We start from the raw sequence: 23,748 nt of genomic DNA, 5'->3' as shown, positions 1-23,748 counted from the left end.
TGCGGTGGCGAGGACTGGACATATTGCCACTATGTCCAATCGTCAGAGCCTGCCGAGAACATGTCCGAGGCAGACTCGTCGGATCATTGGCGCGCCGGATCTCAGGCGGCGGGCCTTAGGCGCGCCGGAGCGAAATGTTGTTGCAGGCCTCGCAGACGTCCTCGGGGATGACCCCGCGGCGCTGCAGGAATCCGAAGATGGTGCAGCCGAGGCAGAACCCGGCGAATGCTTCGAGGGACGCCGCGGCGATCAGCACAGCCAGCAGGACCCATGCGGCCGGCGCGAGGCCGGCGGCCAGCAGCAACGCGGCGGCCGTCGACACGGCGGCGCCGATGCCCTGCGCGAACCGCTTGGGCGGGCCGGCAACAAGCCGCGTGCGGCCGAGCCAGGGCGTGATGACCTTGACCGAGAGCTGCGCCAGCGGCGAGATCCGCGGACCGAACAGCACGCGCAGCCAGAACCCCGCCGCGATGATGGCGAGCCCCCAGCCGAAACCGGTCAGCAGGGTCGCTGCGGACAGCACCACGACCAGTGCCGCGGTGATGCGGGCGGAGTACTCGTTCACCGGGTTCGGGAACGCGAACACCTTGCCCCAGTCAATTCCGCGCTTCGACGCCACTGATTTCGACCGAGCGGCGGGAGTCTGTGCATCGATCAGTTTGCTCATCCGCCAAGGCTACGAGCGTGCGCGCCACAGGGGGAATGATTGTTGCGCCATGTGACTGCCGGCAGGTTCATGCCGGCCCAGGCCGGCGGGGTTATCCGGGCCCCGGGCTGTCCGGTTCAGGCGGTGGCGGCGGCCACGTGTCCGCCGACCATCTGGAGGAATTCCCCCTCGGACAGGACTTCGATCCGCTGCCCGCGTTCGTGCAGTTCCAGGACGCGACGGGCCTTGCCGGTGATCCGGCCGGAGCGCAGGTCCGCGGCCACGAAGCCGTCGCCCACCACCAGGACGGTGGTGCGGGCCGTGACCCGGCTTTCGGGCCGGGCGCCGAGCTCGGCGGAGCGGATTTTGGCTTCGGGCCGGGGAATCGCCAGTTCGCCGGTGAACACGACGGTCTGGCCGAACAACGGGTGGTCGGGGCTGGCCCCGGCATTGGGTTCCGGGTTGGGACCTTCCTCCGGCCAGCCGGCAACGAACCGGCGGCCCGACGGCGCCCCAACATTTCTCCCGGCGTTTCCCCCGGCGAGCGCTTCCAGTGCGGCCAGCGTGGCCTTGGACAAAGGGTCGAGCCGGGGGTCGAAGGCCGGCTGGTGCGAGACTGCCATGCCCAGGGACAGATAGAGTTCGGCAATGCTCGCCGCCCCGTTGCGGGCGGCGATGTCGATCAGGATCCCCGCACACGCGCGGGCGTCCTCGGCCGCATCATGGTGGTTGACCAGCGGCACGCCTGCTTCCTCGGCCGCGTACGGCAGCGAATTGGACACCAGCGAGTAACAGCGCCGGGACAGCACCACCGTGCAGACGTAGTCGTAGGCGGGACCGGGCAGTCCGGACACCTCCAGGCCCGAGCGGATCACGCCGAGGTCGAACGCCGCGTTGTGGGCCGCCAGCACATCGCCGCCGATGAACGCCCCGATCTCGGGGAACAGCTCCCCGAAGCGCGGCAGGCCGGCCACCTGGTCCGGGCGGATGCCGTGGATCCGGACGTTGTGGTGGTCGAAGGTGTCGTGGTTTTCCGGCGGCCGCATAAGCCAGGAGGCTTCCTCAACAACGACGCCGTCGCGGACCTTGCTCAGGCCAACGGCGCACGGTGAACCGCGGAAGCCGTTCGCGGTCTCAAAGTCGATCGCCGTAAAGTCCAAACCCACGGCTCAACTTTACCGCCCGACGGCGGGACCTCCCGCACCGGCGCGGCGGGCCCCCGCAGTGCTGCAGGGGCCGGCCGGCGGCCGTCAAGTACCCTTAACGGGTGAACCTTATAGCTATGAGCGACTTTGCCGTGTCCGCCCTTGGCGGCGCCGGCCCGGTGCAGCCACATCTGGCCTCCTTCCTCCCCGACTGGCTCAACCCGCAGGTCTTCCTGGCGAATCCGGCCTTTGCACCGTGGGTGGTCCTGCTGGTCTGCGGCATCATCTTTGCCGAAACCGGGTTGCTGATCGGCTTCTTCCTGCCCGGCGACTCCATGCTGTTCACGGCCGGGCTGCTCGTGGCCACCGGCACCATCCAGGTCAACATCTGGGTCCTGACGGCGCTCATCATCGTCGCCGCGATCATCGGCAACCAGGTGGGCTACCTGATCGGGGCCACCGCGGGACCCTCCCTGTTCAACAAGCCCAATTCCAAGCTGTTCAAGCGTGAAAACGTGGAAAACGCGCACGCCTTCTTCGAAAAGCACGGCGGCAAGGCCCTGATCCTGGCTCGTTTCGTCCCGATCATCCGCACCTTCGTCCCGGTGATCGTAGGCGTCGCGCAGATGAGCAAGCGCAAATTCTTCACCTACAACGTGATCGGCGCGGTGCTGTGGGGCGGCGGCGTCACCCTCCTCGGCTACCTGCTCGGAGACAAGGTGCCGTGGGTCAAGGACAACCTCGACATCATCTTCATCGCCATCGTCCTGGTCTCCGTGATCCCGATCGCCATCGAAGTCATCCGCGGCGCCATCGCCAGGCGGCAGGCCGAGAAGTACGGCACGGACGTCGTGGAGGAGTTCATCGAGGAGCACGAGCCCGAAGAAGAGCGCAGGACCCCCTGACACACCGCACGTAAGAGGCGCCCCACAGTGTGGGGCGCCTCTCTTGCTTTAAGAACTCATAACGCCCTCAGCGGGCATCACACGGCGCCTGCCGCGGCGGCCTACGTCCCGGCCAGGGCCTCGACGATGGCCGGCAGGAGTGCACGGAACGCATGGCCCCGGTGGCTGATGGCGTTCTTCTCCTCGGAACTGAGCTCGGCGCAGCTGCGGTCCAATCCGCTCGGCTGCAGGATGGGGTCGTAGCCGAAGCCGCCTTCCCCGCGCGGCTCGCGCAGGAGCATCCCTTCCAGCTGTCCGTACTCCACGACTTCCCGGCAGTCCTCGGCCGCGGACCCGGGCACCGCCAGGGCCGCGGCACAGACGAACGCGGCCCCGCGGTACTCATCCGGCACGTCGGCCAGCTGGGCCAGGAGCAACTGCAGGTTCGCGGCGTCATCTCCGTGCCGGCCGGACCAGCGCGCCGAGAAGATCCCGGGCGCACCGCCCAGCACGTCAACGGACAGTCCGGAGTCGTCGGCGATTGCCACGAGCCCGGTGGCCGCCGCCACGGCCCGCGCCTTCAGGAGCGAGTTTTCGGCGAAGGTCACCCCGGTCTCGGCGACGTCGGGGGCTCCGACGGCGCCGGCATCCACGACCTGCGTGTCAACGTCGAGTCCGGGCACCTGGCCGCGCAGCAGCTCGCGGAGTTCCCGCAGCTTGCCTTTGTTATGGGTGGCGAGGACCAGCCGGGGCGCCGTGCTGCCGGCATCCCGCAGGTCCGTGGAGGGCGCCTCCGTCACGGGGCTTCCGCCAGGGTGTCGCGCTGGATGGCGGCGAGCTGCTCCGTGCCCAGCAACGCCAGGTCCAGGAGCTTGTTCAGCTCGTCGCGGTCGAAGGGCGCGCCCTCGGCGGTGCCCTGGACTTCCACGAATTTTCCGGAGCCGGTCACCACGACGTTCATGTCCGTCTCGGCGCGCACGTCTTCGACGTAGGGCAGATCGAGCATCGGCACGCCGTCGATGATGCCGACGGACACCGCGGCGATGGTGTCGATCAGGGGCTCGGCGTTCTTGGCGATCATCTTCTTCTCGCGCGCAAAGCGGATGGCGTCCGCGAGGGCCACGTAGGCGCCGGTGATGGCCGCGGTGCGGGTACCGCCGTCGGCCTGCAAGACGTCGCAGTCCAGCACGATCGTGATCTCGCCGAGGGCCTTGGTGTCGATGATGGAGCGCAGCGAGCGGCCGATCAGCCGGGAGATCTCGTGCGTGCGGCCGCCGATTTTCCCCTTGACCGATTCGCGGTCGGAACGGGTGTTCGTGGCCCGGGGAAGCATGGCGTATTCGGCGGTGACCCAGCCGCGGCCCTCGCCCTTGAGCCAGCGCGGGACGCCCTCCGTCAGGGAAGCCGTGCACAGCACGCGCGTGTTGCCGAACTCGATCAGGGCCGATCCTTCGGCCTGCTTGGACCAGCCGCGCGTGATGCTGATCGGGCGCAGCTGATCGGCGGTGCGGCCGTCGGCGCGGATGACGGGGACAGAAGGAGCTTGGGAAGTCATGTCTTTAGCTTATCGACTTGCCCGGCCCCGGCCGTGCCGGCGTCGAAACAGTGCCGGCGTCTACACGGTGTAGTGCACGCCCGCGACGGCCACGGCCACGTCCTTGCCGAAGACCTCCTTGGCCTCGGCCATGACGGTGGTCGGAGACGTCCAGACGGGGATGTGCGTCAACAGCAGCCGCCGGGCACCGGCGGCTACTGCGGCCTCCCCCGCGCGCTTGCCGGTCAGGTGCACGTCCTTGATGGCGTCGTCGCGGCCTTCCTCGAAGGCCGCCTCGCACAGGAAGAGGTCGGCGTCACGGGCCGCGTCCTCGAGCCCGCTGCAGGAGTCGGTGTCCCCGGAGTAGCTCAGGACGCGGGTGACCGGATTGCCATCTTTGCCGGGTTCGGTGACCTCGACCCGGAGCGCGTAGGCCTCTTCCACCGGGTGGTTGACGGCGTAGGGGGTGACGGTGAACGGGCCCATGGTCACCGGCTTGCGCTCGGACCAGTTGCTGAAGTCGAATTCCTCGTGCATCCCGGGATCCAGGTCCAGGCCGTAGGCGGTGGCCATGCGGTCGGCGGTGGCGGCCGGTCCCCACACCGGAATCCGGCCCTTGCCCCAGCCGCCCGGCTTCCAGCGCACGGCAACATGGAGGCCGCACAGGTCCATGCAGTGGTCCGGGTGCAGGTGGGTCAGGAAGATCGCGTCAATGTCCTCCAGGTCCGTGTAGCGCTGGATCGCGCCCAGCGCGCCGCTACCGATGTCCAGGACGATCTTCCAGTTCCGCTCGCCGTCGCTGGCGGTCAGCAGATAGCACGACGCCGGCGAGCCCGGTCCCGGGAAGGATCCGGTGCAGCCCACGATGGTCAGCTTCACAGCAGTGTTCCCCCGCCCGCGGATCCGCCCACGAAGTTGGAGATCCGCGGCCGGCCCGTGCCGGCCTGGGCGGCGGCAATCATCTCCGGGGTGATCCGGGCGAGGCTGCCGGTGGGGTACTGCGCCGCGACGTGGTCCACGTGGCGGACGCTGAGGACCTCGGGGCCGAGAAAGCGCCGGGCGAGGTGTTCGAACTGGGCGGCATCCCCGGTGGCAATGAAATTGTGCTCGGGGGCCGCGGCGTCCATACGCTCGAGCCCGCTGGAGGCGAGGGCACGATAGACATCCTTGGCCGTTTCCTCGGCGCTGGAGACCAGCGTGACGTCCTCGCCCAGGACGAACGAGATCACGCCCGTGAGCAGCGGGTAGTGCGTGCAACCGAGCACCACGGTGTCCACGCCGGCGGCTATGAGCGGTGCCAGGTAGTCGCGGGCGACGGCGAGCAGTTCCGGCCCCGTGGTGATCCCGGCCTCCACGTAGGGCACGAACGCCGGGCAGGCCACTGACGTGATCTCCAGGTCCGGCGCGGCCGCGAAGGTGTCCTCGTAGGCGCGCGACCCCACGGTGGCCGAGGTCCCGATCACGCCCACCCGGCCCGTACGGGTCGCCGCGACGGCGCGACGCACCGCCGGCTGGATCACTTCGATCACCGGAATTCCGTACCGGGCGGTGTAGCGCTCCCGGGCATCGCGCAGCACGGCGGCCGAGGCGGAGTTGCAGGCAATGGTCAGCAGCTTCACGCCGGAGTCCACGAGCTCGTCCATGACGCCGAGGGCGTTGGCGCGGACTTCGGCGATGGGAAGGGGACCGTAGGGGCCGTTGGCGGTGTCGCCGACGTACAGGATGGATTCGTTGGGCAGCTGGTCGATGATCGACCGGGCCACCGTGAGCCCGCCGACGCCGGAATCGAAGACCCCGATGGGACGCGATCCCAGCTCCGATGCCGGTTCGGGGCCCGAGGGGCCTGTGGCGGTATTGCTCGTTGGGGTGTCCGCGGCAACAGCTGCGGCCGGGTCCATACTCGATGCTGAAGTCATGATTATTCGAGGATAGGACAACGCCTGCGGGGCGGCCATCACATTGTGGCGTGCAACTCGTGTCTCATGTGTCACACGTCCGCGCTCAGCGCCGGGCATCGAGCGAGTGCACCATCGCCTGGACCAGAGACTCCTGCAGCCACGTGGTGAAGTTGTAAACAAGCGCCAGGTAGCTTTCCACGTCCTCGGCCTGGGACCAGTCCTGCATGAGGTGGACGTTGTCCGCGTCGGCGTCGTCGCGGATGTCGAGTCGTTCGGCCAGGACCAGCCGGACATCGTTGAGGGCCGTGGCCCAGTGCCGGGCGTCGGCCGGGGTCAGGACAAGGTCCTCCCTGTCCAGGCTCAGGGCGGCCGCCTTCAACGCGCCGATCTTGCTTTCGCGCAGCGAGCGCTCGGTGTACCGGCGGAACTCGAGGGAGGCGTCGTCGTCGTTCTTCATCACGTTCGGCAGCAGCCGGCGCAGGGCCCGGTCCGAGGGCTCGCGGGCGTCGGCGTCCAGTCCCACCAGGGCGGCCAGCGGGTCCTCGTTGGCCCGCTCGGCCGGCTCGAGCATGGAGATGACGTCGGCAAAAAGGCTCCGCAGCAGTTCCCGTTCGGCCGGCTCCAGGTAGCCCTTGATGCCCTTGAGCCCGTACTTGAATGCCTTAGCCACGTTTTCCCTTGCCTTTGCCTGAACCGCTCCCGCTGCCGCCGGTGGCTTTTTCCACTGTCGCCCAGAGGCCGTAGCCATGCATGGCGACCGCGTGCTGCTCCACCTGTTCCTTGCTGCCGTGCGCCACGATCGAGCGGCCCTTCTTGTGGACCTCCATCATGAGCTTGTTGGCCTTGGCCTCCGAGTATCCGAAATAGCTGCGGAACACGTAACTCACGTAGCTCATCAGATTCACGGGATCATTCCAGATCACGAGGTTCCAGGGGATATCCGGGGCGGTCAGGACGTCGGTGGACGTCACCGTTCCCGTCTGGGTGCTCTCCCGTGTGTCGGGGCCAAGCGCAACGCTGAGGGTCATCTGTCCATTCTATGGGGATGCACACTAGAGTGAATTTGTGAGTTCATCAGCTGGCTGGGACCGTCCCCGCACGTCCCTCTACACCGATCATTACGAGCTGACCATGCTGCAGGGTGCTCTGCAGTCCGGTGCGGCCCACCGGAAATCCGTCTTCGAGGCCTTCGCCCGGAGGCTGCCGGACGGCCGCCGCTACGGGATCGTCGCCGGCACCGGACGCCTGCTGGAGGGGATCGCAAACTTCCGCTTCGGCGAGGCGGAACTGGACTACCTGCGCCGGACGAAGGTGGTCAACGACCAGACGTTGGAGTACCTGGCCGGTTACAGCTTCTCCGGCGACATCTGGGGGTACCCGGAGGGTGAGGCGTACTTCCCGAACTCCCCCGTCCTGATCGTGGAATCCACGTTCGCCGAGGCCTGCATCCTGGAGACCTACCTGCTCTCCGTGCTCAACCACGACTGCGCGATCGCCTCGGCCGCGTCCCGGATGATCACGGCGGCGGGAAACCGTCCGTGCATCGAAATGGGGTCGCGCCGGACACATGAGGAGGCGGCCGCCGCCGCTGCCCGTGCCGCGGTCATTGCCGGGTTCGACAGCACCTCCAACCTGGAGGCCGGATTGCGCTACGGGCTGAAGACCGTGGGCACGGCCGCCCATTCCTTCACGCTCCTGCATGACACGGAACGTGAGGCCTTCGAGGCCCAGATTGCCGCTTTCGGCCCGGAAACCTCGCTCCTGGTGGACACGTACGACGTCGAAACGGCGGTCCGCACGGCCGTCGACCTCGCCGGGGACAAACTCGGCGCGGTCCGGCTGGACTCCGGGGACCTCGTGGCCCAGGCCCAGTGGGTCCGCCAGCTCCTCGACGAGCTCGGCAATGACCACACCAAGATCGTGGTGACCTCCGACCTCGACGAATTCGCCATCGCGGCGCTGCAGTCCGCACCCGTGGACTCCTACGGCGTGGGGACGTCGCTGGTGACCGGGTCCGGGGCCCCGACGGCGAGCATGGTCTACAAGCTCGTCAGCCGCACCGACGACGCCGGGGACTTCATTTCCGTCGCGAAGGCCGCCAAGAACAAAGCCAGCAAGGGCGGCCGCAAATACGCGCTGCGCAGGCTCAACGAGCGCGGAACCGCCACCCAGGAAATCGTCGGCGTCGGCCACCACCCGGAGGATGACGGCAATGACCGTCCGCTCCTGCAGCAGTTCGTCAAGAACGGCGAGCTCCTGCCCGGGTGGACCGGCCCCGAGGGGGTCCAGCGCGCCCGGCGGCGCCACGCGGAGACCATGAGGGAGCTCCCCGCCGTCGTCAACCGGCTGCAACGCGGCGAGGCGGCAATCCCGACCATCTACGAGGAGGACTGAATGTCCCGCGCCCTGATCATTGTCGACGTCCAAAACGATTTCTGCGAAGGGGGTTCCCTCGCCGTCGCCGGCGGGGCCGCCCTCGCCGGCGAGATCAGCGAGTACGTCGACGCCCACCACAGCCAGTTCGACCACATCGTGGCCACCCAGGACTGGCACATCGATCCGGGGGCGCATTTCTCGGAGGAACCCGACTTTGTCGACAGCTGGCCGCGGCACTGCGTGGCGGGCACCCGGGGGGCCGAACTGCACCCCGATTTGGACCCCGAGTACATCCAGGCATACTTCCGCAAGGGCCAGTTCGCCGCGGCGTACTCCGGTTTTGAAGGACTCCTGGCCCCCGAGGACGACGTCCCCACCGGGGACCGGAAGCCCGGCGCCATGCCCGTCTCCGAAACCGGCCCCGGCGCCGAAGACGCCGAAGACTCGGTGAGTGCCTTCGCCGCCAGCGATGATGCCATCGGACTGGACGACTGGCTGCAAAGCCACGACGTCGAGGATATCGTGGTGGTGGGCATCGCCACGGACTACTGCGTGAAAGCGACCGCCCTGGATGCCGTCCAGGCGGGCTACTCCGTCACGGTGCTGCGCGGCTTGACGGCCGGAATCGCCGAAGACCTCGACGACGCCGTGGCCGAGATGGAGTTCGGCGGCGTTGATGTCCTCTGAGCCCGCCGCCGCAGTAGACTCGAAATCCTTGCCAAGTCGCCAGTCTTGCTATTTTGACCGTCCCGTAGAACTCCGGAGTACACCATGAAGAAGACCCTGACCGTCCTGATTGCCGCCGGAGCGCTGCTCGCCGCCGCCGGCTGCTCGGCTTCCCCGCAGCTGACCAACGAGGAAACCTGCGCCCGGGTCAAGACCGTGGTCTCCGCCCCGTCGGCGACGTCTGACAAAGCCGGCATGAACAGGGTCGCCAACCAGCTGCGGCCCATCAAGGCTGCCGCATCGGATGACCTGCGGGCCCCGCTGCAGACCATCATCGAATACTTCGACGAGTCCGCCAAGCCCAACCCGGACGCCGCCAGGCTCGAAACCATGAAAGCCGATTACACCGCGGCCGGCCAGACCTACGGCAAGATCTGCGGCAATGGCCAGTAACCGGAGCGCAAGAGACTGATTCACACGGCGAAGGGACCAGGCCATCGGCCTGGTCCCTTCGCTTTTGCTGCCCTGCTGAGCGGCGCGGGCGGCTATTTCCGCCCGATGAACCAGTCCTGAAGCTTCCGCAGTCGGGTCTGCAACTGTTCCTCGTTGGCCTGGGCGACGGCGGGGCCGCCGCAGACGGTCCGGAGTTTGGTGTGGATGACGCCGTGCGGGGTCCCGGTCCGGGCAGACCACGCCGCCACGTTCTTGGCCAGCTCGGTGCGCAGGTCCATGAGCATCCGGTGGTCTGGCACGGCCGGCACTGCCGCCTCGGGCGCGGCACCGGCCTGCGGGGCGCGCCTGTTCTTGCGGTTCAGCTGCTCGTGCTGGCGCTGGCGCAACAGCGTGCCGACCTGTTCGGCGTCGAGCAGTCCGGGGATTCCGAGGAAATCGAGCTCGTCCTCCGAGCCCACCTCGCCGCCGGTGCCGAACTCGCCACCGTCGAAGAGCACGCGGTCAAAGGACGCCTGCGAGTCGAGGGCCTCGAACTTGCCCTTCATCAGCGTGTCGGAGGCCTTCTCCTCACGGTTGGCCTCGTCCATGAGCGAGTCCTCGGGATTGAACAGACCGTCGCCATCGTCCTTCTCCGGGCGGTCCAGGGCGTGGTCACGCTCGGCCTCCATGGAGTTGGCCAGCGCCATCAGCTGCGGCACCGAGGGCAGGAACACCGACGCCGTTTCTCCGCGCTTGCGGGCACGCACGAAGCGGCCCACGGCCTGGGCGAAGAACAGCGGGGTGGACGTCGAGGTCGCATAGACGCCGACGGACAACCGCGGCACGTCGACGCCTTCGGACACCATCCGCACGGCCACCATCCAGCGTTTGTCGCCGGCGGAGAATTCCTCGATCTTGTTGGAGGCCTTGGCGTCGTCGGAGAGGATGACCGTGGGCGATTCGCCGGTGATCTTCTTCAGCTGGCCGGCATAGGCCCGGGCGTCCTCGTGGTCGGTGGCGATGACCAGGCCGCCGGCATCAGGGACGCTCCGCCGCACTTCGCTCAGGCGCTTGTCCGCTCCGGCCAGGACGGCGGGGATCCATTCGCCGGCGGGGTTCAGCGCGGTGCGCCAGGCCTGCGAGGTGATGTCCTTGGTGACGGCCGACTCGCCCAGGGAGGCGGCCATTTCATCGCCCGCGCTCGTGCGCCAGCGCATCTGGCCGGAGTAGGCCATGAACATGACGGGGCGGACAACGTGGTCCCGGAGCGCCTTGCCGTAGCCGTAGGTGTAGTCGGCCTTGGAGCGGCGGATCCCGTCCCGGTCCTCGGCGTACTCCACGAACGGGATGGGCGAGGTGTCGGAGCGGAACGGGGTACCGGTCAGGGACAGCCGGCGGGCCGCGGGGTCGAACGCCTCGCGGAGGCCGTCTCCCCAGGACAGCGCCTCGCCGCCGTGGTGGATTTCGTCCAGGATCACCAGCGTGCGAGCGGCCTCGGTCTTGGCCCGGTGCAGCATGGGCTTGCTGGCCACCTGAGCGTACGTGACGGCGACGCCGATGAACCCGCGGCCGTGCTGGCCGTCGGCGTTCTTGAAGTTCGGGTCGATCGCGATGCCCACTTTGGCGGCGGCGTCGGCCCACTGGCGCTTCAGGTGGTCGGTGGGCGCCACGATTGTCACGCGGTTCACGACGCCGGACTCGATGAGCATGGACGCCACCCGCAGGGCGAACGTGGTCTTGCCGGCGCCGGGGGTGGCGACGGCAAGGAAATCCTTGGGATGGGTGCTGAAGTAGCTGTCCAGCGCCTCCTGCTGCCAGGCGCGCAGCTTCGGGGCGGTGCCCCAGGCGGCCCGCTCGGGATAGGCGGGGGGAAGCGTGGGTCCGCCGAAGAGTGTCTCTGTCACTGGGGCGCCCCCCATCCGCGCATGGCTGCAGCCGACGGAGAAACCCAATTAAGCACAAAAACACCAATCTTTTTCGGATGGACCGTGGGCAGTACAAATGCGCGGCGGCGCAGCGGCGCGCTGCCGTAGAGGAACATGGCACGGGCACTACAGGGCGCTTCCGGGGACTACAGAAGCGCCGCACCGTGACGCCTAACGGATCCTGTGCGATCCGCTAGCCCTCACGTGCCGCTATTTATCGCCGGAGCCCTTGCCGCCGTCGTTCCCGGGGCGGAGGCCCTCGTAAACTTCCTTGCATTCGGGGCACACCGGGAACTTCTGGGGGTCGCGGCCGGGCGTCCAGACCTTGCCGCAGAGCGCGATCACGGGCTCGCCGGTCAGCGCGGATTCCATGATCTTTTCCTTGCGCACGTAGTGCGAGAAGCGCTCCCGGTCACCGGGCTCCACTTCCTGGCGCAGTTCCTCGCGCTCGATCGTGGCCGTTGACGTCCCGGCTCCGGAGAGCTCGCGCATCGGGTCGTTTTCGAGAGGATCGGTCATGCTAGTCATGACACCCATCTTAGCCGTTGGAAGCGCGCGGCCGGACCCGCGCGCCGCCCGCGGCGGGGCTGCGCGATGCCGGCGGCCGGGCTTAGAGGCCCTGCCAGGCAGGTTTATGGTCATAGCTGTGGCGGTAGTAATCGGCCAGCCGCAGGGAGGACGCCGCCGCCTCGTCCACGAGGACTGTGGCGTGCGGGTGCAGCTGCAGCACCGACGCTGCACAGATGGCGGAGACCGGGCCCTCCGCGAGATCCCGGACGGCCTGGGCCTTCTGCGCGCCGGTGGCGACGAGGATCACGTGGCGGGCGTCCAGGATGGTGCCCAGACCCTGCGTCAGGACGTGGTGGGGGACCTCGGCGAGGCTGCCGAAAAACCGTGAGTTGTCCCGGCGTGTCTGCTCGATCAGGGTCTTGATCCGGGTCCGGGACGCGAGGGACGAGCCTGGCTCGTTGAACCCGATATGGCCGTCGGTTCCGACGCCGAGGAGCTGCAGGTCCACTCCCCCGGCATCGCGGATGGCGTCTTCATACCTCTGGCAGGCCGCGGGGATGTCCGCCGCGGCGCCGTCGGGCACGTGCACATTGGCGGGGCTGATGTTGACCCGGGCGGTGAATTCGCGGGCGATCACCTGGCGGTAGGACTCCGGATGGTCCGCCGGGAGTCCCACGTACTCGTCCAGGGCGAAGGCCCGGACCTGGCTGAAGTCCAGCCCGTCGCGCTCGTGCCGCAACGCCAGCTCGCTGTAGATGGGCAACGGGGTGGAGCCCGTCGCCAGGCCCAGGACGGCCCCGGGTTTGCGGCGAAGCAAGGCTTCCACCGCATCGGCCGCCAGCGATGCGATCTGCTTGCTGCCCGGAAGGATGACAACTTCCATAATCCCTGCCTTCACCTGGCTTATCTGGCGTTCGGGTCTCCGCACTCCCAGCATGCACCCGTCAGCGGTTGACGGCCAGTTGTGCCAGCAGCTCCGGTGCCCGGCGGTCGAGCCAGATTCCGCCAACCCTGACCCCGGTGGCGAACAGCGCGAGCCCCAGCACCGGCCCCAGGACCAGGGCGATCCAGCCGGGCACGGTGCTGCCTGTGATGAACTGTGCGGCCACGAGCGCCACTTCGGGCGCCACGAGGACCATGAGAACCGCCATGCCGCCGAGCTGCACGGCAAGGGTCTGGGCCACGTTGCCCGGCGGTTTCTTGAACGGGCTGTCTCCCGGCAGCGGGACGCTCACCGTGTAGCGCGCCGAGACCACGGAGGACAGGCCCAGCCCGCTGAACAGCACGCCAAGCGACAGCCCCAGGACCGCGGGCAGCTTGGCCCAGTCACCCGTGACGAAGAACGGCCCCACGCTGAACAGGAGCACGACGGGCAGCGCAAAGCTCAGGCACGCCAAAGCCCGGCCGAGCCTGTCGTCGGCGCCGCGCACTCCGGTGGCCACGTGCAGGGCGAACGCGGTGCTGTCGTAGGACACGTCCGTCGAGATGGACCAGGCCAGGAGGAAAGCCGTCAGCGGACCGACAAACTGGAACGGGCCGTAGAACCCGCTCTGGCTGCCCTGGAACAGGAACAGCACGGGCAGGAGCGGCACGACGACGAGGGCGCCGGCGTAGCGGGGATCGCGCAGCCAGTAGTACAGGGACCTCGCGGCGACGGCCGCGGCCGGGGTCGCCGGGAGCACCCCGAACAGGCCCGGACCGCCGGAACGGCGCTTGGAGGTTCCCGCGTAAGGCGGGGTCACCAGGGCACGCTGCAGCAGGACCTTCCAAGCCAGGGCGAGCCCCGCCAGCGTGGCCACCGCGATGAGGAATTTCACGGCAGCTGCCCCGTAGCGGCCGGCGGCGAGCTCGCCGCCGAGCGAAAAGGCCGCGCCGGCGGGTGTCCAGGACAGTGTCCGGGCCAAGCTGGCCAGGAAGTCGCCTGAACCGGCGATTCCCTTCGCGATGCCCGCCACGATGGGGCCCATGAGGACCAGCGGGATGAGGAAGGCGACGGCACTGATGTCCTTGAAGCGCCGGGAGCTCGCCAGCCCTGCCGTCGCGGTGGTCACGACCTTCGACAGCACGACGCAGCTCAGCACGCCCAGCACCGCGCCCACTAGCGCGCCGGCCGCGGCGGGCACGCTGCGGGACCAGGTGCCCACAGTGGCGAGCGCGACGATGGAGGTGGCAAGGCCCGGTATGCCAATCAGGCCGCCCAGCGCCAGCCCCGCCAGCAGTTGCGGCATGGGCACGGCGAAGGTGGTGAAGCGGGCCGGATCCAGGGTCATGTCGGCGGCAGAGACCGCGACCGGGATGATGGCCCAGCCCAGGAGTGCTGCCGCGCCGCCCAGGACCACGACCGTCTGGGCGAGCTCAATCTCCTGGCCGCGCAGGAGCAGCAGCCCGGCCACCAGGAGCCCGACGATTCCCAGGGCGTACAGGGTGCCGATGCCGAGGCCCACCAGCTGCCAGGGGCTGCGCCTCACGCTGTTGCGCAGGAGGGTCAGCTTGAGCCTTAGAAGGTGCGCAACCATTCCAGTCCCTCCGTGTGGTTGCGGCCGCCCACGAGCTGCACGAAGCGGTCCTCGAGGCTCGCCCCGGCACGGACTTCCTCCACCGTGCCGGCTGCGAGGACCCGGCCGCCGGCGACGACGGCGACGTGATCGCACATGCGCTGGACCAGGTCCATGACGTGGCTCGAAACGATGACCGTTCCGCCGGAGGCGACGTAGCGGTCCAGGATGTCGCGGATGTTGGCCGCGGAGATGGGGTCCACGGATTCGAAGGGTTCGTCCAGGACCAGGAGCCGCGGCGCGTGGATCAGTGCCGAGGCCAGGGCGATCTTCTTGGTCATGCCGGCGGAGTAGTCCACCACCAGCGTGCCGGCGTCGTTGCCGAGGTCCAGGGCTGCCAGCAGCTCCGCCACGCGCGCGGTCACCGTGTCCCTGTCCATGCCGCGCAGCAGGCCGGCGTACGTGACGAGCTGTTCGCCGCTGAGGCGGTCGAACAGCCGGACGCCGTCGGGCAGGATCCCCATCAGTTTCTTGGCCTCCAGCGGATGCTGCCAGACGTCCACGCCATGGACCAGCGCGGTCCCGAAATCGGGGCGCAGCAGTCCCGTCGCCATGGACAAGGTGGTGGTCTTGCCGGCGCCGTTGGGGCCGACGACCCCGTAGAAGGATCCGGCAGGAACGTCCAGGGTGATGCCGTCGACGGCGATTTTGTCGCCGAAGCGCTTGGCGAGGCCGAGCAGGGACAGGGCAGGGACCGTCGACGCGGACGGGCCGTGCGGGGCTGGCTGTCCCTGCTGGTCAGGGGGTTGGTAAGTCATGACGCTAGACTAACCGCCCCCGGTCGCGAAAAGGATCGTCCGCAAGGCGTAGCTTCCCCCGCGCCCGCAACCGCACCCCGAAGCAACAACCCGCACCCACAACCGTGGAGTTCTAGAACGAATGCCGGGGTATGGCGCGCTCGTACTGCGGCGGCCAGGCAAGGTCGTGGCCGAGTTCGAACGCTGCCCGCAGCCACCAGTGCGGATCCCGCAGGGCGGCCCGGGCGATGAACACGCCGTCGGCCTGGCCGGTGGCCACCGCGTGCTCGGCCTGCCCGGCCGAGGTCAGGAGTCCCACCGTGCCGGTCTTGACCCCGGTTTCGCGCCGGATCCGGGCCGAGAACCCGGTCTGGTAGCCGGGACCGATCGGAATTTGCTGGTGCGCCACGGCGCCGCCGGAAGAAACGTCCACCAGGTCCACTCCATGCTCCGCGGCGGCACCGGCCAGCCGGACCGAGGCCTCGGCGTCGATCCCGCCCGGCGCCCAGTCGGAGGCCGAGATCCGCAGCAGCAGCGGCGTGGAGTCGGGGATGACGCCGCGGACGGCGTCCACCACGGCAAGCGTCAGCCGGTTCCGGCCGGCCTCGTCCCCGCCCCAGCGGTCCGTGCGGTCGTTGACGAGCGGGCTCTGGAACTGGTGCAGCAGGTAGCCGTGGGCGCCATGGATTTCGATTGTGTCAAAACCGGCAGCGACGGCCCGCACGGCGGCGGCGGCGAAATCGGCGATCACGCCGTCGATCTCCGCGTCAGTCATGGCCGACGGCGGCGCGTAGCCGTCGAAGGCACCGGTGCCGGGGCCCACGGTGTCCCAGCCGCCCTCGGCCGCCGGTACGCTGCCCGACTTTCCGGAGAACGGCCAGTAGGACGACGCCTTGCGGCCGGCGTGCGCCAGCTGGGTGCCGATCCTGGTCTCCGCAGTGCCGTGCCGGTGCACGAAGGCGGTGATGCGCTCCCAGGCCGCGGCCTGGCGGTCGTTGTAGATGCCGGCGTCGCGGGGGCTGATCCGGCCCGCCGCGTTCACGGAGTTGGCCTCGGTGAGGATCAGGGCCGCTCCCCCGGTGGCGAACGAGCCCAGGTGCATGAGGTGCCAGTCGGTGGGCACCCCCTCGCCGGTTTCGGGCTCACAGCTGTACTGGCACATCGGGGAAACCCAGCCGCGGTGCTGCAGCCGCAGGGACCTCAGCTCCAGCGGCGTGAAGAGTGCGGATCCCACTAGAACAGCACCCGGGCCAGTCCCTGACGAGCCTTGGCGACGCGCTCGTCGCCGGTGCCCACGACGTCGAAGAGTTCGAGCAGCCGGACTCGGGCGGTCTCCCGTTCCGGGCCGAAGTTCCGGCCGATGAACGTCACGATCCGGCCGAGGCCGTCCTCGATGTGGCCGCCGGCGATGTCCAGGTCTGCGACGCCGAGCTGGGCGTCGAGGTTGTCCGGCTCATCGGCGGCGAGCCGGCGGAGGGCCTCGGCGTCGGGCCCGGAAAAGGACTGGAGGCGTGCCATGAGTTCCACCTGCGCCAGCCCGGCCTTGGCCTCGGCGTCGGAGGGCATCTCGTTCAGGGCCTGCCGGTAGGCGGCGGCGGCCGCGTCGTAGTGGCCGGCCTCGATCGCGTCGAAAGCGGCCTGGTGCAGCGGCGACAGCGGCGGAGCCTCCGGTTCCCCGCTGCCGGGACCGCCGGCGCCGATCCGTCCGGTCACCCCGTTGGCCGCAGCGACCTTGAGGAGTTCATCGAACAGGCTGCGCACCTGCTCCTCGTCGGCACCGCCCTGGAAGAGCGGGACGGGCTGGCCCTTGACGACGGCGACGGCAGTCGGCACAGCCTGGACCTGGAAGGCCTGGGCCAGTTGCGGAAAGGCGTCGATGTCCGCGGCGCCAAGCACCAGCCGGCCGTCGTAGCTTTCGACGATGTCCTCCAGGACGCCCACGAGTTGCCCGGAGTCCGGCGAATAGGAGGCCCACAGGGCGATCACCACGGGCACCTGCGCCGAGAGCTCCACCAGCTCCTGGAAGTTGCCTTCGGTGACGTCTACCCGCAGCGGACGATTGGCGTGTTCGGCGCCGCCGGCTGCCGGAGCGGGCGGCGCGTCGGCGGAGCCTGTCCGGCCCGCACCTGCAGCCGGCGGCGCGGGGCGCTGTTTCAGGGCGGAGAGATCGACGGCGCCGCGCAGGTTCAGCGGGTTGGCGGCAACTGGCGGGACCGGTCGGGAAGCTGGCGTTGTCATAGCTCCACTCTAGCCATTGAAGCCCCGCCCGGCGCCACCCGCGCCGCCGGTGGCGGCTACTTGAAAGCCGCCCCGACCAGGCCGCGGGTGGCGGCCACGAGCTTCATCGGATCCTTGGACCCGGCTGGCGGAACATAGACCGCCACCGACTCGGCGAAGTTGAGCACCATGCCGGTGCTCGTCTCCTTGCCGCCGGCCAGGGCAGCCGCGTCGTCGCCGATCGTGAGCTTGTCGCCCTCGGCCTTCGGAGTGCCGTCGAAGGAGAAGTTCAGGCGGCCCAGGACCAGCGCCCCGCCGTCGGCCGTACGGAACACGACAGTGTTCTCGGGGGCTACCTTGTGAGTGAAGGCAAAGGTGCCGTTGACGCCGGACGTGACGACGTCGGCCTGGTAGGCGAGGGTGTCGGCGATGTACGGGGAGGACTGGCCTTCGACGAGCTTGTCCTTGAAGGCGGAGTCGGCCTTGGTCAGGCGGTCACCCAGCCCGGCGAGCGCTTCCTCGCCGCTGTACAGCAGGCCCGACTTGTCCGAGGGTGCCAGCGTCTCGGTGCCGCCCCGCCCGATCGCCGGGAACGTGGCTCCGGGCTGCAGCGGCGTGCTGCTGACGAGCTTGTAGTTATCCCGCGGGGAGGCCTGCGTCAGGGTCAGCACCTGCGGGACAACGTTGCCTTCGCCCTGCGTCACGGCCATGACGGACCGGGGCCAGCTGCGCTTGTTGGTGACCACGGTGGTCAGGAGCTTCGTGGAGCGGACCGGCATCCGGGCCTCGTAGGAGCCCACCTGGGACCGGATCTTGTAATTCTGCGTACGCACCTCGAGCTCGGACTGTGCCACGCGCGGCTGCAGCTTGGCGGCGTCTTTGGCCGCGTCGCCGGCATCGACGGCACCGGCAACCTGTTCCAGGACGCGGCGGAACTGGGCGTCCAAGAGTACCGGGGCATCGGCGGCCTGGTCCGGGCTGGAGGTGCCCGGAGTCGCACTGGCGGAGGCAGGGGCACTGGCAGCCGGAGCACTGGATGCCGGGGCGCTGGCGCTCGGCGAGGGGACCGGCGTCTGGCTGGCCTGGGCTGCCACGGAGGTTCCGGTGACGGCGGCGGCCGTCAACACGGCAACCACGACGCCGGTTCGGCGTGCGGTGCGGGCACCCCGCTTCTGCTCGGGCACAGTTTGTTCACGCAGAGTTTGTTCACGCACGGTTTTTTCGGGCGCGGTCTTCCCGGGTGCGGTCTTTTCAGGCGTGGTCTTGTCAGGCGCGGTCTTTTCAGGCGTGGCCGGCTGCGGCGCGGTGTCGGGGGCAGTCTCTTCGGAGCCGGCCGGTAGCGTGCCGCCCGTTGAACCCCGGCTCCCGCGGCGTGCCGCGGCCTTGGCCTGCGCGCGGCGGGCGAACGGGCTGCCTTCACCCCCGCCGGTCGGGGTGCCGGAGCTCCGGTTGCCGGCCTTGGGCTTGAGGACCAGCAGTGCCACGCCGGCGATGATCAGCAGGCCGCCGAGCACCATGAACGGAATGGCCCAGGGCGTGGAGGTGTCGTTCGGGAAGGTCATCGTGATGGTGCTCGGGGCTGGCTTGGTGCCGTCCGTTGCGAGGAGCAGGGACCAGTCGCCGTCTGCCGGCGCGTTCCAGGAATAGTTCATTTCACCGCTGGCGTTTTCGGTGGTGACCCAAAGATCCGATCCGGCGGGCGACGGCGCGGTTGATTCGCCGTCGGTATGCGTCAGCTGCAGCGCCGTGCCGTCGTCGGACACGCCGGCGAGCGTGTTGTGTGCGGTCTTGCCCACCCAGGCGTTGACGTCGTCCGGGCGTCCTGCGGCCAGCATGAAGCTGCCCTCGCCCTTGACGTTGATCTTCACGGTCCCGGGGTGCAGCGTCCTCAGCTTCTCGTCGAAGACGGTCAGCGGCGCCGCAGTACCGGCCGGAGCGGTGGCCGTGATGGTCTCCGGAGGAGCCCAAAAGGTCTTCTGGCCAATTCCAGCCAGCAGTGTCAGGAGGCCGAGCAGCACCAGGGCGACTGCAGTCTTGAAACGCAAAATACACCAATCATCAGCGGACACGTAGCTTCAATAGTAACCGTTTTGTTACCCGCGAGTCAGATCGGCGGCCCGGCCCGCCCCCCGTCCGGGGCCCCGCGCCGGCGCCCCGCCCTTGAGCTGACAAGCCTGCTGATAGTGTTTGCGGTGATCATCACACCAGCGCAGCCGCCATGGCGCCGCATAGAATTAAGGGCATTCACCGCAGTGACTGAAGATACGGATTCGTCCTCCGCAGGACCGGAAGAAGCCCAGGAATCCGGCAGCCAGAAACCTGCCCCGCAGCCGATTGCCTCCCGCCCCCGGGTGGCCGCCGCCGGAGTGCTTTTGTCCTTGGCACGGCGGTTGCGTCAGCCCCTGCCGGGAGCCCAGCCGCGGCTCCGCTTCGAAATGCCTCCTGAGCACGAGGCCGGTGACGAAGCGGCAGGCGAGGCCGGTGACGCCGGACGCTTCGGCAGTCCCGGCCCCCGGATGTCCGCCCAGCATCCCCTATATATGGGCTTCATGGGCACGGTGGGCGTAGGCGTCGCACTCCTGGTCTACTGGATCGGCTCGAATACCACCCAGCTGCTCCTGTGGATCGTCACGGCGCTGTTCATCACCCTCGGACTGGACCCGGTGGTGCGCTGGCTCGAAGGCAAGAACGTCCCCCGGGCCGCCGGCATCCTCATGGCCGTTGCCACCCTGGCCCTCGCGGTCGCGGCGTTTTTTGCCACCCTGATCCCCACGATCGTGCAGCAGGTGACGCAAATTGTGCAGCAGGCGCCGAAGTGGGTCCAGGAGTTCGTTGACTCGGACTTCTTCCGGAGCATTGACCAGCAGTTCGGCATCCGGGACCGCATCACGCAGGAGCTCGAGAAGTTCGTCAACAACCCGGATGCCATGGGCGGCATCTTCGGCGGCGTTGTGGGCTTCGGCTCCACGGTGGCCAACGGGCTGTTCGGCGCGCTGATCGTGCTGGTCCTGAGCCTGTACTTCCTCGCGGCTTTGCCCGCCATGAAGAAATGGGGCTACCGGCTCGCGCCGCGCTCGCGCCGCCACCGGGTTCAAGCCCTGTCCGAGGAAATCACCGGCTCGGTGGGCAACTACGTGATCGGCCAGGCCGCTGTGGCGGTACTGAACGCCACCTTCGCCTTCATCGTGATGTCCATCATCGGCGTGCCGTTCGGAACGCTGCTCGCGTTCGTCGTGGCCCTACTGGCGTTCATCCCGCTCGTGGGCGGCATGATTGCCGGCTGCCTGGTGACACTCGTTGCGCTGACGGCCGGCTGGCAGACGGCGCTCGTGTTCGCCATCTGCTATTTCGCCTACCTCCAGTTCGAGGCCTACTTCATCTCGCCGCGGATCATGCAGAAAGCCGTGGCGGTACCCGGTGCCGTCGCCGTCATCTCGGTCATCGCCGGCGGCAGCCTGCTCGGCGTGCTCGGTGCCTTGATCGCCATCCCCACTGCGGCGGCGGTCCTGCTGCTGCTCAAGGAGATCTTCATCGCCCGCCAGGACAACCGCTAAGTCGTTTTCGCACCGGAAAAGGACAGCCGCACCGTGGATCCACGGTGCGGCTGTCCTTTTTCGGTGCGGTTTTGATCAGGCGTGCGCCGTGGCCACCGGCCCGTCCCATTCCTGCGGCAGCACGGTTCCGGCGCTTCCGGTTCCGGCACTGCCTCTCGCGGCGCGTCCAGGGAGGACCTCGTCCACGATTTCGTTGAGCACGCGACCGGCGTACTTTTCCCCCACCCACAGGTGCTTGGCGCCCTCGACGCCTACCACTACGGCCTGCGGGACGACGGCGAACCTCTCCTCCGCCGCCGCGGGCTGCAGGTAGTCGTCGTGTTCGGGGACCAGCACCTTGAGCGGTTTGCCGGCCTCGGCCCACTCCTTCAGGTGCACGTCCGTGGCCCGGTGCAGCGGGGGTGAGAGCAGGACAGCCCCCTCGATCTCCGAGGCCACCGGCTCCGTGGCGCCGTACATGAGGGCGAGCTCGGTACCGAAGGACCAGCCAACGAGCCATCGGTTCGGCAGGCCGCGGTCCACTGCGAACTGAACGGCGGCCTCGACGTCGAGACGCTCGCCGACGCCTTCCTCGAAGGCGCCCCCGCTGGTCCCCCGCGGCGAGGACGTGCCCCTGGTGTTGAAGCGCAGCACGGCGATCCCGGCCAGGGCCGGCAGCCGGTAGGACGCCTTTCGGTAGACGTGCGAGTCCATGAAGCCGCCGTGCGTCGGCAGCGGGTGCAGCGTAATGAGCGTTGCCTTGATCTCGCCCGATTCCGGGACCGCCAGCTCGCCCACCAGCCGGTGTCCGTCCGAGGTCCGGAGTTCGACGTTCTCGCGGCGGGCCGGCAGGACGGTGGAAGCGCGGATGGGGGTGGGCGCGGACGGCTGGGTGAAGACGTACGACGCCGGATCAAAAGTCATGCTGACAAGCTTAGCTATAACGCTTGACGATACCTGTTACCCATACCCGTCAGCGGTACCAGTACGTCCGTGACCGCCAGCAGTTGCTGTGCCAGTGCCGGCGCTCCGCGAGGCCAGCGGCGGCGCCAAAGAGGTGGTCCTCGGACCAGACCACCAGGTGGGCGATCCCGGGCAGCACGGCCGTGGAGCAGCCGGGGCAGATGTAGGTTTTCTCGGCACGGCTTGCGGTGATGGAGCGGACCATCCATTCGCCGTCCGGTGCGCTCTCCCGGCGGGCAAAACCCGAGCGTGCGCGCTCCAGATCAAGTTCCGGCGCCGGACCGTTCCTGGCTCCGTGTTTGGCACCGGAGCCTGATTTTCCTGACACGGTCTTTCCTGACACTGTGCGACGGGGTCGGTTGGAACGTGGCATGGTTCCATTCTGCCCCAGCCCGGCTGCCTCCCTGCTCCGCCGGCACAGACGGTAGAGTGGACCGGGTGCGTTTAGTCATAGCCCGTTGCTCCGTCGATTATGTCGGCCGCCTCAAAGCCCACCTCCCGCTGGCCACCCGGCTGTTGCTGGTCAAGGCCGACGGCTCGGTCCTGGTCCATTCCGACGGCGGGTCCTACAAGCCGCTGAACTGGATGAGCCCGCCTGCCTCGCTGCGGGTCTCCACCCCGGACGAGGTCGACGTCGAGGTCGGCGTCATCGAGCAGTGGACGGTCCAGTCCGCCAAGACCGATGACCGGCTCATCATCAACATCCATGAGCAGCTGCACGACACCTCCCACGAACTGGGCCAGGATCCCGGCCTGATCAAGGACGGCGTCGAGGCGGACCTCCAGCGGCTGCTGGCCGCGCAGATTGAACTGCTCGGCACAGGGTTCTCCCTGATCCGCCGCGAATACTTCACCGCGATCGGCCCGGTGGACATCCTCGCCCGGGACGCCGACGGCGCCACCGTGGCCATTGAGCTCAAGCGGCGCGGTGACATCGACGGCGTCGAACAGCTCACCCGCTACCTGGAACTGCTCAATCGGGACCCGCTACTGGCACCGGTCCGGGGGATCTTCGCGGCCCAGCAGATCAAGCCGCAGGCCAAGGTCCTCGCCAAGGACCGCGGAATTGACTGCGTCACCCTGGACTACGACGCCATGCGCGGCGTTGACGACAGCGAGTCCCGGCTCTTCTGAGTACGTCCCGCGGCAGGCTTTTCCGGGCGCAGATTCGCGTTAAGGGATTCTTTGCACAAAATTTATGCAATTCTCGCTTGCGCCCGTTGACCTGACGCAAGTGTCATGAAATTCTTATACGAGTCTTTGTGTAGGTGTTTTTTCATGCTCGCAAGACATGTTGCGAGCGTGAAGCTCCTGCCGCCACGGTCCGGGATCCGGGCCCGAAGCCAAGGTTCTTCTCGCAGAGTGACCAAGGCCGGTGTGAAGTGCGCCGGACTTATTCAAGATCCACAATGAGGAGAAACAAATGGCACAGGGAACCGTCAAGTGGTTCAACGCAGAAAAGGGCTTCGGCTTCATCACCCCGGATGACTCCGATGGCGATGTCTTCGTTCACTACTCCGAGATCCAGACCGGCGGCTTCAAGACCCTCGACGAGAACCAGCGCGTTCAATTCGAGATCGGCCAGGGCGCCAAGGGCCCCCAGGCTACCGGCGTGACGCTGGTCTAGTCTCCCGCAGGGAACTGCTACGGCAATTCCCGCAATAAATGATCCCCGGCATTAGTGCCGGGGATCATTTTTTTGCATTGTTGGGCGCCCTGCTTTGTTA

At 68.3% G+C, this 23,748-nt stretch carries 25 protein-coding genes; 8 read left to right on the top strand and 17 right to left on the bottom strand.

Features of this window, described 5'->3' with window-relative positions; genetic code table 11:
• Positions 1-115: 115 nt before the first annotated feature.
• Complete coding sequence (locus ACVWZ7_RS18060; RefSeq protein WP_456508648.1) at positions 116-667, bottom strand: DUF4395 domain-containing protein; 552 nt, start codon at positions 665-667, stop codon at positions 116-118.
• 116 nt (positions 668-783) lie between these two features.
• The gene (locus tag ACVWZ7_RS18055; RefSeq protein ID WP_456508647.1) at positions 784-1,812 is read right to left on the bottom strand and encodes an exonuclease domain-containing protein; all 1,029 of its coding nucleotides are present in this window, start codon (positions 1,810-1,812) and stop codon (positions 784-786) included.
• Positions 1,813-1,928: 116 nt separating this feature from the next.
• Between ACVWZ7_RS18055 and ACVWZ7_RS18050 the strand changes: the two genes are divergently transcribed.
• Entirely contained in the window at positions 1,929-2,696 is a 768-nt protein-coding gene (locus tag ACVWZ7_RS18050) for a VTT domain-containing protein (RefSeq protein WP_091253452.1), read from the top strand.
• Between the two features lie 101 nt (positions 2,697-2,797).
• Here the strand turns inward: ACVWZ7_RS18050 and rdgB are convergent, their stop codons facing one another.
• The 6 genes from rdgB to clpS all read right to left on the bottom strand — a co-directional run bounded on the left by rdgB (position 2,798) and on the right by clpS (position 7,135).
• On the bottom strand, positions 2,798-3,475 hold the full coding sequence (gene rdgB / locus ACVWZ7_RS18045) for an RdgB/HAM1 family non-canonical purine NTP pyrophosphatase (protein WP_456508646.1): 678 nt from the start codon (positions 3,473-3,475) through the stop codon (positions 2,798-2,800).
• A complete protein-coding gene (rph, locus tag ACVWZ7_RS18040; protein ID WP_456508645.1) occupies positions 3,472-4,230 on the bottom strand; it encodes a ribonuclease PH in 759 nt (252 codons plus the stop codon). The genes rdgB and rph overlap by 4 nt, the downstream gene beginning before the upstream one ends.
• 60 nt (positions 4,231-4,290) lie before the next feature.
• A complete protein-coding gene (locus ACVWZ7_RS18035; protein ID WP_456508644.1) occupies positions 4,291-5,088 on the bottom strand; it encodes an MBL fold metallo-hydrolase in 798 nt (265 codons plus the stop codon).
• A complete protein-coding gene (murI, locus tag ACVWZ7_RS18030; RefSeq protein ID WP_344368161.1) occupies positions 5,085-6,125 on the bottom strand; it encodes a glutamate racemase in 1,041 nt (346 codons plus the stop codon). The genes ACVWZ7_RS18035 and murI overlap by 4 nt, the downstream gene beginning before the upstream one ends.
• A gap of 85 nt (positions 6,126-6,210) precedes the next feature.
• Positions 6,211-6,777, bottom strand: a complete 567-nt coding sequence (locus ACVWZ7_RS18025) for a DUF2017 domain-containing protein (protein ID WP_116766496.1) — start codon at positions 6,775-6,777, stop codon at positions 6,211-6,213.
• Positions 6,770-7,135, bottom strand: a complete 366-nt coding sequence (clpS, locus tag ACVWZ7_RS18020; RefSeq protein WP_091253439.1) for an ATP-dependent Clp protease adapter ClpS — start codon at positions 7,133-7,135, stop codon at positions 6,770-6,772. Before clpS ends, ACVWZ7_RS18025 begins: the two co-directional genes overlap by 8 nt.
• Positions 7,136-7,172: 37 nt before the next feature.
• On the opposite strand from clpS, the gene ACVWZ7_RS18015 reads away from it, so the two are divergent.
• The 3 genes from ACVWZ7_RS18015 (at position 7,173) to ACVWZ7_RS18005 (ending at position 9,602) form a co-directional block, all read left to right on the top strand.
• Positions 7,173-8,501 (top strand): nicotinate phosphoribosyltransferase, encoded by a 1,329-nt coding sequence (locus ACVWZ7_RS18015; protein ID WP_456508643.1) that lies wholly within the window; start codon positions 7,173-7,175, stop codon positions 8,499-8,501.
• Positions 8,502-9,170 carry an isochorismatase family protein gene (locus ACVWZ7_RS18010; protein ID WP_456508642.1) on the top strand — a complete coding sequence of 223 codons (669 nt, stop codon included), beginning with the start codon at positions 8,502-8,504 and terminating at the stop codon, positions 9,168-9,170.
• A gap of 84 nt (positions 9,171-9,254) precedes the next feature.
• Positions 9,255-9,602 (top strand): hypothetical protein, encoded by a 348-nt coding sequence (locus ACVWZ7_RS18005; RefSeq protein ID WP_116766493.1) that lies wholly within the window; start codon positions 9,255-9,257, stop codon positions 9,600-9,602.
• A gap of 92 nt (positions 9,603-9,694) precedes the next feature.
• Here ACVWZ7_RS18005 and ACVWZ7_RS18000 read toward each other — a convergent pair whose 3' ends face one another.
• The 7 genes from ACVWZ7_RS18000 to ACVWZ7_RS17970 all read right to left on the bottom strand — a co-directional run bounded on the left by ACVWZ7_RS18000 (position 9,695) and on the right by ACVWZ7_RS17970 (position 17,546).
• On the bottom strand, positions 9,695-11,485 hold the full coding sequence (locus ACVWZ7_RS18000; RefSeq protein ID WP_344368164.1) for a DEAD/DEAH box helicase: 1,791 nt from the start codon (positions 11,483-11,485) through the stop codon (positions 9,695-9,697).
• A gap of 231 nt (positions 11,486-11,716) precedes the next feature.
• Entirely contained in the window at positions 11,717-12,034 is a 318-nt protein-coding gene (locus ACVWZ7_RS17995) for a DUF3039 domain-containing protein (RefSeq protein WP_370122952.1), read from the bottom strand.
• Positions 12,035-12,116: 82 nt separating this feature from the next.
• Positions 12,117-12,899, bottom strand: a complete 783-nt coding sequence (nagB, locus tag ACVWZ7_RS17990; RefSeq protein WP_456508641.1) for a glucosamine-6-phosphate deaminase — start codon at positions 12,897-12,899, stop codon at positions 12,117-12,119.
• 61 nt (positions 12,900-12,960) lie between these two features.
• Positions 12,961-14,532 (bottom strand): transporter, encoded by a 1,572-nt coding sequence (locus ACVWZ7_RS17985; protein WP_456508640.1) that lies wholly within the window; start codon positions 14,530-14,532, stop codon positions 12,961-12,963.
• Positions 14,514-15,329, bottom strand: coding sequence for an ABC transporter ATP-binding protein (locus tag ACVWZ7_RS17980; protein ID WP_456508639.1), 816 nt, complete (start codon positions 15,327-15,329; stop codon positions 14,514-14,516). The genes ACVWZ7_RS17985 and ACVWZ7_RS17980 overlap by 19 nt, the downstream gene beginning before the upstream one ends.
• A 112-nt stretch (positions 15,330-15,441) precedes the next feature.
• Positions 15,442-16,542 carry an NADH:flavin oxidoreductase/NADH oxidase gene (locus ACVWZ7_RS17975; RefSeq protein WP_456508638.1) on the bottom strand — a complete coding sequence of 367 codons (1,101 nt, stop codon included), beginning with the start codon at positions 16,540-16,542 and terminating at the stop codon, positions 15,442-15,444.
• On the bottom strand, positions 16,542-17,546 hold the full coding sequence (locus tag ACVWZ7_RS17970; RefSeq protein WP_456508637.1) for a co-chaperone YbbN: 1,005 nt from the start codon (positions 17,544-17,546) through the stop codon (positions 16,542-16,544). The genes ACVWZ7_RS17975 and ACVWZ7_RS17970 overlap by 1 nt, the downstream gene beginning before the upstream one ends.
• Before the next feature lie 963 nt (positions 17,547-18,509).
• Here ACVWZ7_RS17970 and ACVWZ7_RS17965 point away from each other — a divergent pair.
• Complete coding sequence (locus tag ACVWZ7_RS17965) at positions 18,510-19,172, top strand: pentapeptide repeat-containing protein (RefSeq protein WP_456509143.1); 663 nt, start codon at positions 18,510-18,512, stop codon at positions 19,170-19,172.
• Positions 19,173-19,777: 605 nt separating this feature from the next.
• Complete coding sequence (locus ACVWZ7_RS17960; RefSeq protein WP_456508636.1) at positions 19,778-21,079, top strand: AI-2E family transporter; 1,302 nt, start codon at positions 19,778-19,780, stop codon at positions 21,077-21,079.
• Positions 21,080-21,154: 75 nt separating this feature from the next.
• Here the strand turns inward: ACVWZ7_RS17960 and ACVWZ7_RS17955 are convergent, their stop codons facing one another.
• Entirely contained in the window at positions 21,155-21,982 is an 828-nt protein-coding gene (locus ACVWZ7_RS17955; RefSeq protein WP_456508635.1) for an alpha/beta hydrolase, read from the bottom strand.
• A 49-nt stretch (positions 21,983-22,031) separates the two neighbouring features.
• Positions 22,032-22,394, bottom strand: a complete 363-nt coding sequence (locus ACVWZ7_RS17950; RefSeq protein ID WP_116766483.1) for an ATP/GTP-binding protein — start codon at positions 22,392-22,394, stop codon at positions 22,032-22,034.
• 65 nt (positions 22,395-22,459) lie between these two features.
• Between ACVWZ7_RS17950 and nucS the strand changes: the two genes are divergently transcribed.
• Both nucS and ACVWZ7_RS17940 read left to right on the top strand, forming a co-directional pair.
• The gene (gene nucS, locus ACVWZ7_RS17945; RefSeq protein ID WP_116766621.1) at positions 22,460-23,155 is read left to right on the top strand and encodes an endonuclease NucS; all 696 of its coding nucleotides are present in this window, start codon (positions 22,460-22,462) and stop codon (positions 23,153-23,155) included.
• Positions 23,156-23,444: 289 nt separating this feature from the next.
• The gene (locus tag ACVWZ7_RS17940; protein ID WP_011692441.1) at positions 23,445-23,648 is read left to right on the top strand and encodes a cold-shock protein; all 204 of its coding nucleotides are present in this window, start codon (positions 23,445-23,447) and stop codon (positions 23,646-23,648) included.
• Positions 23,649-23,748: the final 100 nt, after the last annotated feature.

Source organism: Arthrobacter sp. TE12232 (assembly GCF_054062615.1).
Note: the sequence above shows the minus strand (reverse complement) of the source record. Positions and strands in the feature narration are given on the sequence as shown.

Bases quoted from the DNA above. Each gene is read 5' to 3' on its own strand.
- ACVWZ7_RS18060 (WP_456508648.1), bottom strand. From the start codon at position 667: ATGAGCAAACTGATCGATGCACAGACTCCCGCCGCTCGGTCGAAATCA.
- ACVWZ7_RS18050 (WP_091253452.1), top strand. From the start codon at position 1,929: ATGAGCGACTTTGCCGTGTCCGCCCTTGGCGGCGCCGGCCCGGTGCAG.
- rph (WP_456508645.1), bottom strand. From the start codon at position 4,230: ATGACTTCCCAAGCTCCTTCTGTCCCCGTCATCCGCGCCGACGGCCGC.
- murI (WP_344368161.1), bottom strand. From the start codon at position 6,125: ATGACTTCAGCATCGAGTATGGACCCGGCCGCAGCTGTTGCCGCGGAC.
- clpS (WP_091253439.1), bottom strand. From the start codon at position 7,135: ATGACCCTCAGCGTTGCGCTTGGCCCCGACACACGGGAGAGCACCCAG.
- ACVWZ7_RS18010 (WP_456508642.1), top strand. From the start codon at position 8,502: ATGTCCCGCGCCCTGATCATTGTCGACGTCCAAAACGATTTCTGCGAA.
- ACVWZ7_RS18005 (WP_116766493.1), top strand. From the start codon at position 9,255: ATGAAGAAGACCCTGACCGTCCTGATTGCCGCCGGAGCGCTGCTCGCC.
- ACVWZ7_RS17995 (WP_370122952.1), bottom strand. From the start codon at position 12,034: ATGACTAGCATGACCGATCCTCTCGAAAACGACCCGATGCGCGAGCTC.
- nagB (WP_456508641.1), bottom strand. From the start codon at position 12,899: ATGGAAGTTGTCATCCTTCCGGGCAGCAAGCAGATCGCATCGCTGGCG.
- ACVWZ7_RS17985 (WP_456508640.1), bottom strand. From the start codon at position 14,532: ATGGTTGCGCACCTTCTAAGGCTCAAGCTGACCCTCCTGCGCAACAGC.
- ACVWZ7_RS17980 (WP_456508639.1), bottom strand. From the start codon at position 15,329: ATGACTTACCAACCCCCTGACCAGCAGGGACAGCCAGCCCCGCACGGC.
- ACVWZ7_RS17970 (WP_456508637.1), bottom strand. From the start codon at position 17,546: ATGACAACGCCAGCTTCCCGACCGGTCCCGCCAGTTGCCGCCAACCCG.
- ACVWZ7_RS17955 (WP_456508635.1), bottom strand. From the start codon at position 21,982: ATGACTTTTGATCCGGCGTCGTACGTCTTCACCCAGCCGTCCGCGCCC.
- ACVWZ7_RS17950 (WP_116766483.1), bottom strand. From the start codon at position 22,394: ATGCCACGTTCCAACCGACCCCGTCGCACAGTGTCAGGAAAGACCGTG.
- ACVWZ7_RS17940 (WP_011692441.1), top strand. From the start codon at position 23,445: ATGGCACAGGGAACCGTCAAGTGGTTCAACGCAGAAAAGGGCTTCGGC.